The organism is Paenibacillus sp. FSL H8-0104 (assembly GCF_038050215.1).
In the GTDB taxonomy this organism is placed as follows: domain Bacteria; phylum Bacillota; class Bacilli; order Paenibacillales; family Paenibacillaceae; genus Paenibacillus; species Paenibacillus amylolyticus.
Window position 1 is genome coordinate 1,446,191 of record NZ_JBBOTC010000001.1, and the last position, 17,262, is coordinate 1,463,452.

18 protein-coding genes are annotated in these 17,262 nt (G+C 46.9%); all 18 read left to right on the forward strand.

All coding sequences use genetic code 11. The annotated features are described in order from the left end of the window. The first annotated feature begins 29 nt into the window (after positions 1 to 29). The 18 genes from NST38_RS06410 (at position 30) to nikC (ending at position 17,252) form a co-directional block, all read left to right on the forward strand. Entirely contained in the window at positions 30 to 458 is a 429-nt protein-coding gene (locus tag NST38_RS06410; protein ID WP_047841946.1) for a phage tail terminator family protein, read from the forward strand. A 127-nt stretch (positions 459 to 585) separates the two neighbouring features. After that, complete coding sequence (locus tag NST38_RS06415; RefSeq protein WP_076251396.1) at positions 586 to 795, forward strand: hypothetical protein; 210 nt, start codon at positions 586 to 588, stop codon at positions 793 to 795. Beyond that, on the forward strand, positions 795 to 2,111 hold the full coding sequence (locus NST38_RS06420; protein WP_076251398.1) for a phage tail sheath family protein: 1,317 nt from the start codon (positions 795 to 797) through the stop codon (positions 2,109 to 2,111). The genes NST38_RS06415 and NST38_RS06420 overlap by 1 nt, the downstream gene beginning before the upstream one ends. A gap of 1 nt (position 2,112) precedes the next feature. Then, entirely contained in the window at positions 2,113 to 2,571 is a 459-nt protein-coding gene (locus tag NST38_RS06425; protein ID WP_017690162.1) for a phage tail tube protein, read from the forward strand. A 170-nt stretch (positions 2,572 to 2,741) separates the two neighbouring features. Beyond that, the gene (locus NST38_RS06430; protein ID WP_076251400.1) at positions 2,742 to 3,164 is read left to right on the forward strand and encodes a phage tail assembly chaperone; all 423 of its coding nucleotides are present in this window, start codon (positions 2,742 to 2,744) and stop codon (positions 3,162 to 3,164) included. A gap of 201 nt (positions 3,165 to 3,365) precedes the next feature. After that, entirely contained in the window at positions 3,366 to 5,339 is a 1,974-nt protein-coding gene (locus tag NST38_RS06435) for a hypothetical protein (protein ID WP_076251402.1), read from the forward strand. Then, positions 5,340 to 6,035 (forward strand): LysM peptidoglycan-binding domain-containing protein, encoded by a 696-nt coding sequence (locus NST38_RS06440; RefSeq protein ID WP_036668863.1) that lies wholly within the window; start codon positions 5,340 to 5,342, stop codon positions 6,033 to 6,035. 13 nt (positions 6,036 to 6,048) lie between these two features. Continuing rightward, the gene (locus tag NST38_RS06445) at positions 6,049 to 7,059 is read left to right on the forward strand and encodes an XkdQ/YqbQ family protein (RefSeq protein WP_076251404.1); all 1,011 of its coding nucleotides are present in this window, start codon (positions 6,049 to 6,051) and stop codon (positions 7,057 to 7,059) included. A 6-nt stretch (positions 7,060 to 7,065) separates the two neighbouring features. Further along, positions 7,066 to 7,323 carry a DUF2577 family protein gene (locus NST38_RS06450; protein ID WP_017690156.1) on the forward strand — a complete coding sequence of 86 codons (258 nt, stop codon included), beginning with the start codon at positions 7,066 to 7,068 and terminating at the stop codon, positions 7,321 to 7,323. Further along, positions 7,320 to 7,733, forward strand: coding sequence for a DUF2634 domain-containing protein (locus NST38_RS06455; RefSeq protein ID WP_076251406.1), 414 nt, complete (start codon positions 7,320 to 7,322; stop codon positions 7,731 to 7,733). The genes NST38_RS06450 and NST38_RS06455 overlap by 4 nt, the downstream gene beginning before the upstream one ends. Beyond that, positions 7,726 to 8,784 carry a baseplate J/gp47 family protein gene (locus tag NST38_RS06460; RefSeq protein ID WP_076251408.1) on the forward strand — a complete coding sequence of 353 codons (1,059 nt, stop codon included), beginning with the start codon at positions 7,726 to 7,728 and terminating at the stop codon, positions 8,782 to 8,784. Before NST38_RS06455 ends, NST38_RS06460 begins: the two co-directional genes overlap by 8 nt. After that, positions 8,781 to 9,326: a putative phage tail protein gene (locus tag NST38_RS06465; protein WP_076251410.1), complete on the forward strand. Its 546-nt coding sequence runs from the start codon at positions 8,781 to 8,783 to the stop codon at positions 9,324 to 9,326. The genes NST38_RS06460 and NST38_RS06465 overlap by 4 nt, the downstream gene beginning before the upstream one ends. Further along, entirely contained in the window at positions 9,327 to 10,364 is a 1,038-nt protein-coding gene (locus NST38_RS06470) for a phage tail protein (protein ID WP_076251412.1), read from the forward strand. 268 nt (positions 10,365 to 10,632) lie between these two features. Next, positions 10,633 to 11,130 (forward strand): phage holin family protein, encoded by a 498-nt coding sequence (locus NST38_RS06475; protein ID WP_076251413.1) that lies wholly within the window; start codon positions 10,633 to 10,635, stop codon positions 11,128 to 11,130. Positions 11,131 to 11,381: 251 nt separating this feature from the next. Then, complete coding sequence (locus tag NST38_RS06480) at positions 11,382 to 12,329, forward strand: glycoside hydrolase family 25 protein (RefSeq protein ID WP_076251415.1); 948 nt, start codon at positions 11,382 to 11,384, stop codon at positions 12,327 to 12,329. A 933-nt stretch (positions 12,330 to 13,262) separates the two neighbouring features. After that, complete coding sequence (locus NST38_RS06485; protein WP_076251718.1) at positions 13,263 to 14,909, forward strand: ABC transporter substrate-binding protein; 1,647 nt, start codon at positions 13,263 to 13,265, stop codon at positions 14,907 to 14,909. A 208-nt stretch (positions 14,910 to 15,117) separates the two neighbouring features. Next, on the forward strand, positions 15,118 to 16,122 hold the full coding sequence (locus tag NST38_RS06490; RefSeq protein ID WP_341343865.1) for an ABC transporter permease: 1,005 nt from the start codon (positions 15,118 to 15,120) through the stop codon (positions 16,120 to 16,122). A gap of 230 nt (positions 16,123 to 16,352) precedes the next feature. Beyond that, the gene (nikC, locus tag NST38_RS06495; protein WP_076251417.1) at positions 16,353 to 17,252 is read left to right on the forward strand and encodes a nickel transporter permease; all 900 of its coding nucleotides are present in this window, start codon (positions 16,353 to 16,355) and stop codon (positions 17,250 to 17,252) included. Positions 17,253 to 17,262: the final 10 nt, after the last annotated feature.

Below are 17,262 nucleotides of genomic sequence, written 5' to 3' on the forward strand. Positions count from 1 at the left end.
AGTTCTCACCAATAAAAAGGAGGTGAACCATGACCACAAACCAACTAACCACTGCCATCGCAAACACGCTCACACAACATTTCCCTAACATTCCGATCCACTCAGCATCAGTAGGTGGAAACTCGACTCCTGCCGAAAAAGGCATCACCTACCGCCTGCTATCGGCCCAACTTACCCGCGAACGCAGCGATCGCTTCGTGCAATCTCACGCCTTTGAAATCCGGTGGCTCGATCCAAACGATATCCCAGCCACCCTACCGGACGAGTTGTTCGAAGCATTGGAGACCATCGACGTGGAGGGCACGCCCTATCGCGCAACGGAACTGCGTTGGGAGACGGAGAACGATAATCCACGAATGCTGGTGTACTACACCATGCGAACCACCAAAGTGTCGGAGTCCGCCACTACCATGCAACAACTGGAACAGCGACCTACCGCACTTAAGGCCACAAGATAATAACTATATTAGTTCAACATAACGATGGTTATCCTGTCCTTGTAGTGGTCAGTATAGCTATTTTTTTATTGAACTTAACTAACTGAATGAGGGGATCAGTATGAAAGGAATAGGAGGCGCATTGGCGATGTTTACGAAAAAGGAACAGGATCTTAAAAAAACAGAAACTCCACAGAAAAACAACCACAAATACAGCAAAGCACAGTTCTCCGAATCCCAGCAACTCAGCTTTATCGAGAAAGACATTTTGGCAGCAGTTCTGCTGGAACAACAAACATACACCTTACAAGAAGCACAGCAACACATCCAACAATTTATGAATGGGGAGGCACAATAATGGCTGGAGGAACATGGACGACACAAAACAAGGTACGCCCCGGCGTATATATGAATTTTGCATCAGAGGGCTCATTGCCGGGTACGGTAGGAGAGCGAGGAACGGTGGCTTTGGCCCTTCCATTGTCGTGGGGGCAAACAGGCTCAATCCTGACGGTACAAGCAGGTGAAGATGTACAAGCCAAATTGGGCTATGACTGGACAGCACCTCAATTACTGCTGATTCGTGAAGCTTTGAAACGTGCGCAGACCTTGCTTCTTTACCGACTCAATGCAGGGACCAAAGCCAAGGCAACCTTGGACAAACTGACAGTGACAGCCCAACACGGCGGCGTACGTGGTAATGATCTGGCTGTTGTAATCTCCACCAATATCAATGAACCGGAACAATTGGATGTCTCCACTTTGCTTGCGGGTAAAGAAGTGGACAAACAAACTTCGTCCACCATCGAAGCTCTGGAATCCAACGCATACGTTACATTTACTGGTGAAGGGGCACTCACAGCTACAGCATCACTTCCACTAACAGGTGGATTGGATGGCACAGCAACGAACCAAGAGCATTCCGATTTCCTGACCAAGCTGGAAGTACTGGATTTTAACACGGTCGGTCTGATTTCAGACGATGCCACACTCAAGTCAGTCTACACAGCCTACATCAAGCGCTTACGTGATACTGAGGGTAAGAAAGTGCAACTGGTTCTGTCCGATTATCCGGCTGCAGATCATGAAGGCATTATCAGTGTCAGTAATGGTGTTGTGCTCGCAGATGGTACGGTCCTGTCACCAAAACAAACCGTAGCATGGACTGCCGGTGCAACAGCGGGTGCTAACCTGAATGAATCTCTGACGTTCCGTGCGTATGACGATGCCGTGGATGTGAACGGACGGCTGACACATACCGAGACAGAGGCGGCACTGCAGAGCGGCGAGTTTGTCTTTACCGCGAGCAGCAACCGCGCGGTGGTGGAGCAGGATGTAAATACGTTCCGTTCGGTGACACCGGATAAGGCACGTCATTTTGCCAAAAACCGTGTGGTGCGTGTACTCGATGGCATCGCTAACGATATGAAACGGATTTTCGAGTCCTATTACATCGGCAAGGTGAACAACAACGAAGATGGGCGCAGCCTGTTCCGTTCCCAATGTGTTACTTACCTCAAGCAGCTTCAGGATATTGGGGCGATTCAAAATTTTGATTCCAAAACAGATATCACTGTTGCTCCGGGCAATGAAACCGACAGTATTCTGATCGAGATTCAGGTCCAACCTGTGGATTCCGTTGAAAAAGTATATATGAAAGTGAAGGTGGTTTAAGATGGCATTTTTGAAAGCAAGTGACACGATCTCCGGCCAGGAAGGCCGCGCATACGCAACGATTAACGGACAGACGGAAGAAATGTTCTATGTGAAGACGCTGGAAGCAACGGTGGAGAAACAAAAAGCAGAGGTCAAAACCTTGGGCCGCCGCGGCGTACAGCACAAAGCAACCGGTTGGTCCGGTTCGGGTTCCATGACAATCTTTTATACCACTTCCCGTTTCCGCGAGCTGATGCTCCAGTACATGCAGAATGGTGTGGACACGTACTTCGACATTGAAGTGACCAACGAAGATCCTTCGTCTACGATTGGCAAACAGACGGTGACCCTCAAAGGCGTCAACCTCGACAGTGTAATCATGGCATCTCTGGATACCGAGGCGGAGGCATTGGAGGAAGAAGTGAGCTTTACCTTTGAAGATGTCGATATGCCTGTATCGTTCAATTTACCGAAGTAATTTATCGTGAAATCCTAATTCTTTAAGATTCATAAAGAGTATAAATTAACAGTGGGTTTGTAAAAGAAACCTGTTCAACTTGCCTGTGTTACGGGCTATTTGGCGTGTCAAAATATTGTTCTTCGCCGCTTCGTGCGGCGGGGGACCTAACTTTAGAGGAGGAACAATACATGAGTGGACTGAGTATGTTTTTTGCCCAAAATGCAGCAACAGATACAACGGAGGAGTTTACCGTATCCCCCCGATTTAAAGATGAGAAAGGTGAGCCCGTTGCCTGGAAACTGCGCAGCATGACTGAGGACGAAAACCAGGAATGCCGCAAGGCAGCTACCCGCAAAATTAAGGGCAAGAACGGTGTCTACACACCCGACATCGATGCGAATGATTACATGGCTCGTCTGATGACGGCAAGTGTCGTTTATCCCGATTTGAAAAACGCAGAACTCCAACGTTCATATGGCGTGATGGGGGCGGAATCGCTTTTGCGGAAAATGCTGTTGCCTGGGGAATTTGCTTCGCTTGGTGAACAGGTCCAGAAGCTGAACGGCTTCAATCAGGATATGAACGAACTGGTGGATGACGTAAAAAACTAATTATAGAGGGCGATTCTGAAGCCAATCTGGCTTATTACGCTCTCCATGAATTAAACATTTTGCCGCATCAGCTAATGGCCTTCTCCATGCGAGAACGAGCAGCGATCTATGCAATGATCTCCATCCGGGTGGAGGAAGAGAAGAAAGAACGGGCCAAAAATCGCACCCGGAAGAAATAAAAAGGAAAGGAGGGAGAAATGAATGTATGCCATGTTTGCAAGACTGTACCTTACTTCAACACGTATAGTAACGCAATTTCAACAATTACCTGCTGCTATAAGTACCATGTTTAATTCTGCTCGACTGAACAGTATTGCAATGGCATCCAAATTGCTACAGGGCGTATCCGAGGAACAAGCCAAAGTGAACGCCGCTTTTGCAGAAGGAGCCGGGCGTGTAAGAGCCTGGATCAGCATGATGAAATCAGCAGGACAAGCGGTTCTTGTTCCAGCAGCACAAGAAGAGGATCTGAAGCATCGCTATATGGCTGCTACGGGTGACGATGCTCAGGGGGAGATGATCTTCAATCGCTACCGTGCGGAAGCTTTCAAGAGCGGACAGAATGTTACGGATGCTTTGAAAGGCACACTATCTCTTATTCCGTATGCACAGAATACCGACCAAGTTGATCAACTGAGGGATATGACTAAACGGTTGAGCTTGCTTTCTCCAGATGGAAAAAGTATGTCAGATGCATCCAGTGCCTTGGTTGCTGCCATGAACGGAAACAATGGTGAACTCGCCAATTCTTTTAACATTCCTGTTGGAGCACTAAGCGGAGCGGGTCTGCAGCAAACTATCGATTCATCCAATTTGGATGAGTTTATACAAAAGCTTGATGTCATTTTGCAAAAGCAAGGCTATACCCAACAGGCTTTTGACACCATGCTGGATTCACCCTTGCAGAAGTGGAATGCACTGGTGAATCAGTTTAATGGGGTTCTCGGCCAGATTGGACAGGTAGCTCTTGTTGCCTTGACGCCTCTACTAGATCGATTAAATGAGGCATTTGCCAATGGTGAATTCACTGGCATTATTGAATGGCTTAGCAATGCATTTACGGTTGCGGCAAACGCGCTGACGATGCTGGTAAATGGCATTCTGTATATAGCAAGTGTGATCCAACAAAACTGGGATATTATTCAGCCGATCCTTATGGCGCTTGCGCTTGTGGCTCTGGCTTTGGTCATTATCCAAGTTTACAGTTTGGTTACAGCCTGGTTATTACTGAATTTGCCTATTCTGCTCGTCATTGCTGCCATCGCAGCTGTTATCGGTATTTTAAGCATGATGGGAATATCGGGAACTGAGATTTTGGGAGCAATTATCGGTACATTTATGCTGCTTGGAGAAATGGTAAGGGTTGTGATTGCCACGATGTGGAATCGATTTGCTATATTCGCAGAGTTCATAGCCAATGTCTTCAAAGACCCATTCTATGCATTCCAAAAATTGCTTTACGATTTGGGAATGTTCGGGATGCAGATATTTTACAATCTTATTGTAGGAATTGAGGACTTTCTGGGCAAAGCGATGGGGGCAATTGGGAAGGTAGCTTCCTTTATTAATGATATCTTTGGTACAAATTTAGCTGTCATGTCCGAAGCCGATATCAACATTGCTAGTAAAAACGTCAAGGGTTGGATGGATACATTGAAATCATTTGAGCCACAGAGTGACAAAGATGTATTCCACATGAATCGAATGGACGGAGAATTCGATCCAAAGGTTTCTGACAAGGGACAAGATGCAGCAAAAAAACTATTATCAAAAATACCTTCTCTGCCTGATCCAAATTCCAAAGAAACAAAATTACCCGGAAACTTCGGCGGCTCAACTCCAAAAACACCTTCCATGCCATCGATGCCAACTGCACCTGCTCCCACCGTTGTTCCCAACAGCAACATGAGTAACATTAACAAAATTAACAATATCGGACAGGTGGACAAGATCGGTGACGTGGAGGGCACAGTGGATGTGACCAGCGAGGACTTGAAACTGATGCGTGAGCTTGCCGAGATGCAGGCTATTCAACGATTTGTTAGTCTGACGCCAACCGTTCAGGTCACCACAGGGGATATCAACAGCGGACATGACGTGGATAGCATCATCAGCAAAATCACCGATGGACTGAACAGTCAGATCGTCTCCAGTGCGCAGGGGGTGTATGGATAAGTGGAATATTATATTCAACTAAGCTTCAATAACCGCTCTGAATACATGTTTTTCCCGGTGACACCTGAGAGCATTGAGTTTTCGGATTCGGGAGACGGTAGTACGTTTAATGTGAGCGCTTTGGGTGAAATTAACGTGATCAAATCGCCGAAGCTGCGTGAAGTCAGTTTCAGCGGGATTTTTCCGGCAGACTACAGCCCGTATCATCTGAACTACGATGCAAGACATCCGGCAATTCAGAAGCAGTTTTACCGTGATCCTTATGAATATGTGAAAAAGATCATCCGTTGGATGCAGACGGGTAGACCCGTCAGATTGTTCTTTTCCAGTGCAAGGTACACCATTAATATGGCTGTTTCCATTGAGAGCTTTGACTGGAAGGAGACTGCGGGTACGGTGGGGGATATCCAGTATGATATCAAGCTGAAGCAGTTCATTTTTTATGCCGCCAAAAAAGTAGTGCCACTCAAGGACAGCAAGGATACGGCTGCTTCGAAAACAAAAACCAAAGCCTCCCGGCCCAATGAAAAAATCCAGCCCAAGACTGTCACACTCAAAGCCGGAGACTCCTTGTGGTCTGTAGCTAAAGCCCATCTGGGAGATGGATCTCGCTGGAAAGAGTTGCAAAAGCTGAATAGCATCAAAGATGCACAACTGAAGAAGCTGCCGATTGGACTTGTGATCAAGCTTCCGTGAAAGGAGAGGGAATATGCAAGAGCAGATCAGGCTGGATGATAAGCTGGCAAACATGAAGGAACGGTTATTGCTGGATGACAAGCAGGGCAACATCTGGGACATTAGCGAAATTGCCGGTGACATTACGTACAAAACCTCCCGCATCGGCAAGCCTTCCTCTCTGGAATTCACGTTGATCAAGGGCAGTCTGTACCAAAATAAGAAATTTACCTATGAGAATGGATATGTCGTGAAATATATCAGCAACGAGGTAGGCATATTTTACGGATATATCTTCTCGGTGGATAACGGCAAGGACGAAAGTGTCAAAATCAAAGCCTACGACCAGACTCGATATCTAACCGCGAATCAGACGTACAAGTTCGTGAACGCAACCGCTACGGATGTGATCAAACGAATTGCCACCGACTTTCAGTTGAAGGTGGGCGAGCTGATCCAGCCGAAATATGTTATTCCGCGCATGTTGTTTGATAACAAAAAGCTGATCGACATGATCTGTGAGGCGCTCGACCGAACGCTGATCTATGGTGGCAAAAACTATATCTTCTACGATGATTTCGGCAAGCTGGTGCTTCGGGATGTGGAAGAGATGCCTTACGGCTTTGTCATTGGGGATAACAGTCTGCTCACAGATTACAGCTATACAAGGTCTATTGATGACCAGACGTATAACAAAATCAAGCTGTATCGGGATAACAAGGATACGGGAAAAAGAGAAACGTTTGTTCATCAGGATTCAGGCAGCATCCGTCAATGGGGGCTGCTTTTTTTGTACCAAAAAGCGGATGATGGCCTGAACGAAGGACAGATTGATGACATGCTGAAAACTCTGATGACCCTTCGCAATCGTGAGACGCAGACATTGAAAGTGGATGCACTTGGTGATTTCAAGGTGAGGGCAGGCAGTTTTGTCAACATCCAGATCGATGAACTGAAGATTAATCAATATTTTCTGGTAGACGAATGTACGCATAAGGTACAGGGAGGCGTGCACACGATGTCGCTGGATTTGAAGGTGGTGTAACGATAAATGATGCTGGACGTGATTAAAAAGGCGGCGGTGGCCGCTGTAGATGCCAAGTCTCCCGTTCAGGTAATGTACGGAAGCGTGACAAACACTCAGCCTCTGGAGATCACCGTTGAACAACGGCTGGCATTGGCTGAGCCTTTTCTGGTACTGCCGGAATCCGTAGTGAACAAAACTTGGACCGTGGGTGACCATGTTTTGTTGTTACGTGTTCAAGGTGGAGACAGCTTTGTTGTGCTGGATCGGCTGGTGAATCCATGATTCCACAGGGTGCGCAGATTAGCGCAGAAGATCAGGAAGAAGCTACTGTGCTTCCGAGTCTAACTTATGTATTTCAAGCTTCGGGACAACGAATTGGAAGATTGCAACTGGATGGAAAAGATGCGGTAAAACAGGCGGTGTATAAAGCGTTGTCCACACGCCGCTACGAGCATCTAATCTATTCCTCGGATTATGGTATGGAATGGTCCTGGGAAGGAATGGCCGGGAGATCCATGGTTGAATCGGAACTGGAACGCTGGATTCGCGAAGCGTTGCTTCCAGATGATCGCATTTCGGATGTAACCGAGTTCGATTTTGTCCACGAGGCTGACGGGGTACGAGTTTCGTTTACCGTGGAAACGGATTTTGGAAGCTTCAGGGAGGAGACGGAGGTGAACATGGATGTATGAAGAGCAGACGTTTGAAGTTATTTTAAACCGAATGCTGGATAGGGTACCAGATGGTGTGGATAAACGTGAAGGCAGCATTATCTATGATGCACTTGCGCCAGCGGCAGTGGAAATGGCTCAGATGTATATCGAGCTGGATGTGAACGCCAATCTGAAGTTTGCAGATACAGCCTCTGGAGAGTACTTGGATCGCGCGGTGGCTTGGTCTGGTATTAGTCGGAAAGCGGCCACGAAGGCACGTTGGGTTGGGAGTTTTCGGGATAACGAAGGTAAGCCTGTTGAAGTTCCTTTGGAGAGTCGTTTTTCTACGGGGGATCGGGTGTACGTTATTGTGGAGCGCATCGCGGCAGGACGATATGTGTTGGAGTGTGAAGTCGCGGGAGCGGAAGGTAATGAATATACGGGGGCGCTGCTGCCCATCGATTATATTGCTGGCCTGACGACAGCTGAATTGACACAGTTGCTGGTTCCTGGCGAAGACGAGGAAACGGATCAGGCCTTATATGATCGCTATCAGGACAAAGTTTCCCGTCCGGTCACGAGTGCGAACAAATATCAGTATGAGTTATGGGCACGGGAAAACTCCGGTGTGGGCAAAGCAAAGGCTTTTCCACTGTGGGCCGGGCCGGGTACAGTCAAAGTGGCATTGTTGAATAATGAAATGCAAACACCTGCTGAGGCGGTCATTGAGGCGGTGCAGGAATATATCGATCCAACTCAGGATGGAATGGGTGAAGGTGCTGCTCCAATCGGACCCGTGGTCACAGTAGTGGGAGCGCAAGAGATACCTATTGATGTTGAGGTGCAGGTCACGCTTGCTTCTGGTTCAACGTACGAGGGAGTGAAGACACTGATTGAAACGGGAGTTACGGCGTATCTGAAAGAACTGGCTTTTGCGGATCCGTTGGTTCGTTGGACACGTATTGCCAATGTCATTCTGGATATCCCGCCCGTGATCGATTATAGCGATCTGCTGGTGAATGGTGGTATGTCCAATCTGGAGATCGCTCCCGGCGCAGTAGCTGTTCTTGGGACGGTGAAGGTGACATGAGTAAAACAGAGGTGTTAATGACTCTTTTGCCCCCATTGTATGAAAATGTGCTTGAGATGCAGCTTCTCACGGAGACCGAAGGTGTAGAGCTGGACAAGCTTACGGTGGGTTTGGAAAGTGTGCTGGATCAATTCTACCCAGAGTCTGCGACCTGGGCACTGGAACGTTATGAGCGAGATTTGCAGATTCCGACGAATCAAGCCAAGCCAGATGACCAGCGGAGATCCGTAATCATTTCCAAAATGCGCGGTAGCGGCAAAGTCGCTGGCTCCATGCTCAAGAACGTGGCGCAGGCCTACGAAAGTGGCGGAATTGATGTATCCGTTTTGCCCGAGGAATACTTGATCCGAATTCGCTTCATCGACACATGGGGCTTGCCACCCAATCTGGATGATCTGAAGGCAGCGATTGAGGATATCAAACCGGCACATATGACCGTGGACTACCGTCTGCGGTATTTGACGATTGCGGAAGTTGAAAGCATGACGCTGGAGGAGATCGAACAGACAGGGCAGGATAAATTTGCAGGAGGTGGAGCATAGATGAATGAACCAAAAACACCAAACTTGGGATTGAATAAGATTGACCGTTCCACGCCATCGACGACCTATTTTGATCTGGATAAATATTTGGATCAGAACTGGGAGAAGGTTGATGAGGGTGTAGCGACTAAGCAAGATTTAGAGGAACTTCGTGAAGCGATAGAGGAGATAGATGTTCCTGATGCGTCTTTGACGCAGAAAGGGAAGGTTCAGTTGTCTAGTAAGACGGATGGCACGTCCGAGACGGTGGCGGCAACGGAGAAGGCGGTTAGGGATGCGAGGATTGCTACAAATTATGCAATTGATGTTCATGCCGACTCAATAGTTAATAGTTCGGAAACGCATGGCTTGCGAATCAAAGCTGGAAAGATGGAATATTATAATGGAATCATATGGACTCCAGTGGCTGCAGGTCCAACGACATCTACTGAAAACTTGACATATTATGTTAATTCTAGTACAGGATATGATGGTAATACAGGCTTATCTCCTGCCCAGGCTTTCAAAACTATAGCTAAGGCTATTTCAATCCTACCTGAAGTTATAAACCACAGAGTTTATGTAAGAGTGAATAAAGGAAACTATCCGGAGCAGATTATAATATCTGGAAAGTCAGGTATAGGTAGAATTTATTTGAACGCTTCCAACGAAGTGACAATAGGCAGCTGCTATTTAAATAATTGCTCAGTCGAAGTCGAGATATACGGATTTGATGTAATCAACACTCGAGGCACTTCTTTTCAAATTGAACTATGTAAATATGTACGGTTGAGCAATTGTAAATTTGAACAGGCAACTAGTGATACTGGTATTGGTGTTTTCATACGCAGTGCTTCTAATGTAGCCCTTATTGAAAATAAAATTAGCAACAAATATTATGCGCTATATGTGGATTTAATTAGCCATGTGTATGCTGAGAAAAACACAGGTAGTAATAACTATCTAGCTTTGTATGTCGTTGGTGGATCCGTAGTATCAAAATCAGATTCACAGCTACAAGGTTCGGAACTTACTTTTGGTGGTGGGGTAATTCGATGAAGTTTTTAAGTAGTTCAATTTCAGTTTCAATATTGGTTTCGAATTGTGACAGAGAGGAAAAACATAATTATGTATTAGGAAGTAGAAACCTTTTTTAGGGATTATTTATAAGTTAATTTTTGTATTGTAAAGTTGATAGATTATATTATACTTAACTTTTATTTTGAACAGGGAAGTACTGTTTGGGTTGTTTAATTGGAAACTTTGCTTGTTACGTTTGAGAGAAGAAGAATACTAAAGAAACTTAAAGATTAATTGAGGTGAAACCATGGAACGATGGGATACCCTATGGAAATGGGGAATTGCACTCATGAGCAGCTCGGTAACCTACTTCTTCGGAGGCTGGACAGGCGTGCTCGGTGTATTACTCGTATTCGTCATCCTCGACTACCTAACTGGTATCGCGGCGGCGGGTATGAGTGGGAAATTAGAAAGTAACGTAGGCATGTTCGGCATCGCACGAAAGGTATTTATATTTGCAATGGTATCGGTGGCTCATTTGGTGGACGGTGTTCTGGGAGACGGACATTTGTTCAGGGATGCGGTCGCCTTTTTTTATATCGCAAATGAGTTATTGTCCATTATCGAAAACGGGGGCAAGTTGGGCGCTCCGATTCCGCCTGTGATTAGACAGGCAATTGAAGTGCTCAAGGGCAAAGGGGGAACCGGGGAACTCCCCGGTAACTTCTCACCGAGGGACAAAGACTCTTTTTCACAGGTAGATCCGGACGACATCGATTCACGGACTGGAGATAGTAAGAAGTAATGCGACTATAGCAAGCTAGCACTTGAAAATACACATAACTCAACCCATCAGGGACACGCACACAAGCAACCCCTTATCCAACCGCATTAACTATAGGAGCATTTTGCATCAATCCAGAGAGTGACATCCAATCAGCAATGTATAGATCAGAATGCTCTAATCTGTCTATACTTGTACCCGGGAACGCTTGAATCGAATGATGTAAAATGCTGATACAAACGGCAATTTGCCGCATAAAGGGTGTGAGAAACATGCAAACGAGGAGTTCAGGCAACACACAGGGCATTGACGTCTCCCGATACCAGGGGAATATTGACTGGTCCCAAGTAAAGACAAGTGGCATGACATTTGTATTCATCAAGGCAACCGAGGGACAGACATATACCGATCCGAATTATCAGAAAAATGTAACCGGTGCACTTGCTGCGGGTATGCTGGTCGGAACGTATCATTTCTTCCGTGCGACATCTACCGATGGTGCCAAGGCAGAAGCGGCACATTACGCCAATACACTTAACAAAGTTGGAGGCGCGAAAGCGTTACAACTTCCACCCGTCATGGACTACGAGAACAACCCTGGCAACCTGAGCAAAGCGCAGATGAATACAGTTGCCAAAGCTTTTTTAACTGAATTACAACGTCTGACAGGTGTAAAACCGATCATATACACGGGCAATTCATTTGCCGGTAATTTTGACACATCACTCAGCTCATACGATCTGTGGATCGCGCGTTACAGCAACACCCGTGTACCGGACGACCAGCTGGCATGGAAGCGTTGGACGTTCTGGCAGTATACGGATTCGGGCAAAGTGAATGGCATTAGTGGGAACGTGGATATGAATGAATTCGAGGGAACAGCGGCACAGCTCAGAGCAAGATACGCAGCAGTAACTCCAAAACCACCGGAGCCATCCAATCCGACGAATCCAAGTCATCCGAATCCACCAACCGAACCACCGAAAGGGGGCGAACCGATGACAGCCGAAGAGAAAGCAGCGTTTGATGCGCTCAAATCCCAGGTCGACAAACTGCAGGCGCGTCAGCAGATGGAAGTTCCAGTATGGGCGAAGGCAGCTGTGGATGCAGCACTAGCATATGACACCAAAAATCCATTGTTCAGCATCGATAATGGGGCAAGTTATGATTTTTACCGTTTTATTACCGTAATGCATCGCAGAGGTTTGTTTAAAAAGTGAGCTGATTCTTAGCAAATTAAAATGTTGATCTGATCTGAATGTGGATTGAGTGGAGAAGGAACACGAGACGCTTTTTGTCGAACTGTGTTCCTTTTTTGTGTTTTGTGTAAGTGATATTAACGCATATAATAAAGTTGAATACTTATGTCTGTAAATCGCTTGTCTAATTGATTAATGTGATGTAAAGTAAGTTACACGAAATTGTTTTTCACCACAGTTTATTTACACAATCCTCCTCATCATGACAAAACCATAACATATGAAGTTATTGTAATGTCTCCCTGTTGTACAATCCAACATCTCAAGATGACTCGTTCATACATTTTACACATCCAATCTGCAAGAGAAAGCCACCGATTTAACAACTTACAGGATTCATCAAACAACCTAGCCTATGTTGAGTTTCTTTCATCCGTATTGCTAACGAACGATAACGATACCTAATCCGGTCTCCACACTCCATGCTCAACACGACACGCTCAAGGAACAGACTTTATTGCGTAGCCAGCAGCGTAGTATCCATATGCCCATCAGTATTTTTAATCTACCAACTTAAACCTGCTCTTATCAGTTCATACCCACTCACTGTTGCTTATTGACCTTAGTTCAAATAAAACGCAACAATTTCATTCAATTTCATAGATTCATCTCACAAGATACATTGTTGAACGGTTTCTTTTTCTATAAAAGTAATCAAACAACGTCCTCAATCCTGTGCACGATGATCTGATATTTACCTGTACTCCATACGTATCCCATGCTGTTTTTACATTTCATCCATGCCGTACTTTTCCCAGAACATTAATTCAGGTATCGCAGGCATCTAAAGCCTTTTATATGATACATAGCACCAAACCAATTGCCAACATTAGAGATCTTTCATGCCAGCATCACACACATTATGAGACAGGGAAGGGTGTTGTACGTATGCGAATGAGAAAAAAATGGATGTCCGGTGTTCTAACCATGGCCTTGAGTACCGTATTGGTGTTGTCCGGTTGTTCCAGTAACGAGAGTGGAGAGTCTACTCCTGCTCCGGCGGAAGGAACCGACCCTCCAACCGAAACGGTAGCACAGGATACGATGATTATGGGCCGTGGTGGGGATTCCGTAGCACTCGACCCGGCGATTGTAACAGATGGGGAGTCGCTGAAGATTGGGCATCAGGTGTTTGATTCGTTGCTGGACTACAAGGAAGGCGGAACAGAGGTCATTCCTGGGCTAGCGGAGAGCTGGGAGATTTCGGCAGATGGACTCAAGTATGTCTTTAAGCTGAAGTCCGGTGTGAAATTCCATGATGGAACTGACTTCAACGCAGAGGCTGTTGTGTTCAACTTCAACCGCTGGGGTGATCCGGCGAGTGAATATAAATTCGAGGGCGATTCCTTCGATTATTACGACTCCATGTTTGGTCCAGAGGACGGACGTGTGATCAAGGAAGTGAAGGCGACGGACGAAACTACGGTGGAGTTCACATTGAACCAGCCACAAGCCCCTTTCCTGCAAAATATTGCGATGACGCCATTTGGCATTGCCAGCCCAACCGCGATTCAGGAGAAAAAAGAAAACTTCAAGAGCGAGCCTGTGGGCACCGGCCCATTTGTATTCAAAGAGTGGAAGCGTAACGACTCCATCACCCTGGAGAAAAACGCGGATTACTGGAAAGAAGGACTGCCAAAGCTGAACAAAGTGATCGTGCGTTCCATTCCGGATAATACCGCTCGCTTCAATGCCCTGCAAAACGGCGAGATTGATGTCATGGAAGACCTGAACCCGGACGATCTGTCCATTCTTGAGGGCAACAGCGAGTTACAGAAGATCGAGCGTCCACCGTTCAACGTGGCGTATATCGGCTTTAACTTTAAGAAGAAACCATTTGATAATGTGAAAGTCAGACAAGCCCTTAATCATGCGGTGAACAAGCAGGCCCTTATTGATGCGTTCTTTGCTGGGCAAGCTGAACCTGCTGTGAACCCGATGCCGCCAACGCTGTGGGGATACAACGATACCATTGAGGATTACCCATATGATCTGGAAAAAGCAAAAGCTTTACTGGCCGAAGCTGGCTTCCCTGACGGATTGCCTGATCCAGTAACCTTCTATGCAATGCCGGTATCCCGCCCGTATATGCCTGATGGCAAAAAGGTGGCCGAGGCGATCCAGGCCGATTTTGAGAAAATCGGAGTGACCGTCACCATCGAATCACCGGAGTGGGCAACGTATCTCGAAGATACAAAGGCCGGGGAGAAGGACGACATTTACATGCTCGGCTGGACAGGTGACAATGGTGACCCAGATAACTTCCTGTATACACTGCTGGATAAAGATGCCATTCCAAGCAACAACCGCAGTTATTATGTAAACGAAGAGTTGCATGTGTTGCTGACGGATGCGCAGAAAGAAACAGATCAGGAGAAACGTGCGGAGCTTTACAAACAAGCGCAGGCAATTATCAAGGAAGACGCACCGTGGATTCCTCTGGTACACACGACGCCAATTCTGGCGGGTAAAGCAAACCTGAAAGGTTTCGTTCCTTCTCCACTGGGCACCGAATCCTATGCCGGTGCTTATTTCGAGTAAGCTGTAAGCTGAACTTATCCATTTCAGGATAACTGCGATCTGAAGATGGCACTACAGTTCGGAGTGATTACGTTTTAATTCTTTCTTACAAAGCGCTGGTTAGACGAAATGCTTGGCAGAACCCACATCCGGACGTAACTATCCAAAGCATGCGTTTCTGCCGGCGCTTTTTATTTTTGCACGATATGTCGAAGGCAGGTGAACAGGATTGAACAGCTATATTGTCAAACGTGTGCTTGTGTTGCTGCCCGTACTGCTGGGCATGACTCTGATTGTCTTTTCCATCATCCACGCCATTCCGGGTGACCCGGCTGAGACCATACTTGGGCAAAAAGCAACCGAACAATCCAAGCAGGCCCTTCGTGACCAGCTCGGTCTGGATAAACCTTGGTTCCAGCAATATTTCGCCTACTTGGGCGATTTGCTCAAAGGTGACCTTGGAACATCCATCCGCACCAAGGTGCCTATTGCCCAGGAAATTGTGCCTTATCTGACAGCAACCCTTGAATTAACGATGGCAAGTATGTTGTTTGCTGTCATTATTGGGGTGAATGCCGGGATTGTCAGTGCATGGAAGCACAACTCCTGGTTTGATTATTGCTGTATGGTCATTGCTTTGGTGGGTGTATCCATGCCGATCTTCTGGCTCGGTCTGATGGAACAATGGTTGTTCGCGAACAAGTTGCAGTGGCTGCCATCCATTGGACGCATGAATGCGCGTGATCCGGTGGAAGCCATTACGGGCTTGTATGTGCTGGATACGATGATTGCTGGACAATGGAATCAGTTGTGGACTGTAACGAAACATTTTATTCTGCCAAGTGTTGCACTGGGAACGATTCCAATGGCTGTTATTGCCCGGATGACCCGTTCCAGCATGCTGGAAGTGATGAGTTCCGATTACATTCGTACAGCAAAGGCGAAGGGACTGGGTCCGTTTTTTGTCGTATATGGACATGCGCTCAAAAATGCGTTTATTCCCGTCCTCACGGTTATCGGCATCCAGACTGGGTCATTGCTCGGAGGTGCGGTGTTGACCGAAACGATCTTTGCCTGGCCGGGCGTGGGACGTTATATATATGAAGCGATTAGTTCGCGGGACTATCCGGTGATCCAGAGTGGCATTCTGATCGTGGCGTTCTTTTTCGTGGTGATCAATCTGATTGTAGATTTGCTCTATGCCGTGTTTGATCCTCGTATTAGTTATAAATAGGGACTCCATAAAGAACCAAGCTGCAGAAGCGAAGCTAAAAGCTTTCTAAAAGAAAGCTACATCGGAAGCATAGGCTGCGCATGTATCACCGGATTTTCACCTTTAAATAGGTGGATCAATATAATCTGGGGATAACAGCGATCAGAAGATGGTACTGCGATTGCAGTGCTTGAGTGTAATAGAACGCGCTGATCTTTTGTTATATTCATATCCAAGAAAGGAGACACCGCATGGCCAAATTATCGACCAATACCGGATCATCCATTGACGCTGCGTCGGCTAGCACATCCGGTCCATGGCGGGAAGCGTGGAGAACGTTTCGGAGAAATCGGCTTGCGCTTGCAGGTCTGATTATTATCGTATTTTTTATCCTGTTGGCCTTCCTTGCGCCATACATCGCACCTTACGATTACAAGGAACAGGTGCTGGTGGATCGGCTTCAGGCCCCTTCGGCAGAGCATTGGTTTGGTACTGATGATCTGGGGCGTGACGTGTTTTCCAGAGTGCTGCATGGGGCGCGTATTTCCTTGTGGGTGGGCTTTTTCTCCGTCATTGGTTCCATTATCGCGGGTACGCTGCTTGGTCTCATTGCCGGATTTTATGGAAGATGGGCGGACATGCTTATCTCGCGTTTATTTGATATCTTGCTCGCCTTTCCGGGGATTTTGCTGGCCATCGCCATTGTGGCGATATTGGGCCCGTCTTTGCAAAATGCACTGCTCGCCATCGCCATCGTGAACATCCCGACCTACGGAAGATTGGTGCGTTCACGGGTACTCAGCTTGAGACAGGAGGAATTCATTACGTCGGCACGGACACTTGGAGCTGGCAATGGGCGAATCTTGTTTCGCCACATCTTGCCCAACAGCCTTACTCCGCTGATTGTGCAGGGTACACTTGGAATTGGGACTGCGATCATCGAAGCTGCTGCACTCGGATTTCTAGGCATGGGTGCACAACCACCCGACCCGGAATGGGGGAAAATGCTGTCGGACTCCCGTCAGTTTATACAAAAAGCACCGTGGACACTGATCTTCCCCGGAGTTTCCATTATGTTGACCGTTCTCGGCTTCAACCTAATGGGCGATGGCCTGCGCGACACCCTTGATCCGAAAATGGCCAAAAAGTAGAATTATCAAA

Excerpts from the sequence above, each read along its gene's own strand:
- NST38_RS06420 (WP_076251398.1), top strand. The coding sequence starts at position 795 with ATGGCTGGAGGAACATGGACGACACAAAACAAGGTACGCCCCGGCGTA.
- NST38_RS06445 (WP_076251404.1), top strand. The coding sequence starts at position 6,049 with ATGCAAGAGCAGATCAGGCTGGATGATAAGCTGGCAAACATGAAGGAA.
- NST38_RS06485 (WP_076251718.1), top strand. The coding sequence starts at position 13,263 with ATGAGAAAAAAATGGATGTCCGGTGTTCTAACCATGGCCTTGAGTACC.
- NST38_RS06425 (WP_017690162.1), top strand. The coding sequence starts at position 2,113 with ATGGCATTTTTGAAAGCAAGTGACACGATCTCCGGCCAGGAAGGCCGC.
- NST38_RS06450 (WP_017690156.1), top strand. The coding sequence starts at position 7,066 with ATGATGCTGGACGTGATTAAAAAGGCGGCGGTGGCCGCTGTAGATGCC.
- nikC (WP_076251417.1), top strand. The coding sequence starts at position 16,353 with ATGGCCAAATTATCGACCAATACCGGATCATCCATTGACGCTGCGTCG.
- NST38_RS06465 (WP_076251410.1), top strand. The coding sequence starts at position 8,781 with ATGAGTAAAACAGAGGTGTTAATGACTCTTTTGCCCCCATTGTATGAA.
- NST38_RS06430 (WP_076251400.1), top strand. The coding sequence starts at position 2,742 with ATGAGTGGACTGAGTATGTTTTTTGCCCAAAATGCAGCAACAGATACA.
- NST38_RS06415 (WP_076251396.1), top strand. The coding sequence starts at position 586 with ATGTTTACGAAAAAGGAACAGGATCTTAAAAAAACAGAAACTCCACAG.
- NST38_RS06475 (WP_076251413.1), top strand. The coding sequence starts at position 10,633 with ATGGAACGATGGGATACCCTATGGAAATGGGGAATTGCACTCATGAGC.
- NST38_RS06470 (WP_076251412.1), top strand. The coding sequence starts at position 9,327 with ATGAATGAACCAAAAACACCAAACTTGGGATTGAATAAGATTGACCGT.
- NST38_RS06460 (WP_076251408.1), top strand. The coding sequence starts at position 7,726 with ATGTATGAAGAGCAGACGTTTGAAGTTATTTTAAACCGAATGCTGGAT.
- NST38_RS06455 (WP_076251406.1), top strand. The coding sequence starts at position 7,320 with ATGATTCCACAGGGTGCGCAGATTAGCGCAGAAGATCAGGAAGAAGCT.
- NST38_RS06410 (WP_047841946.1), top strand. The coding sequence starts at position 30 with ATGACCACAAACCAACTAACCACTGCCATCGCAAACACGCTCACACAA.
- NST38_RS06435 (WP_076251402.1), top strand. The coding sequence starts at position 3,366 with ATGTATGCCATGTTTGCAAGACTGTACCTTACTTCAACACGTATAGTA.
- NST38_RS06480 (WP_076251415.1), top strand. The coding sequence starts at position 11,382 with ATGCAAACGAGGAGTTCAGGCAACACACAGGGCATTGACGTCTCCCGA.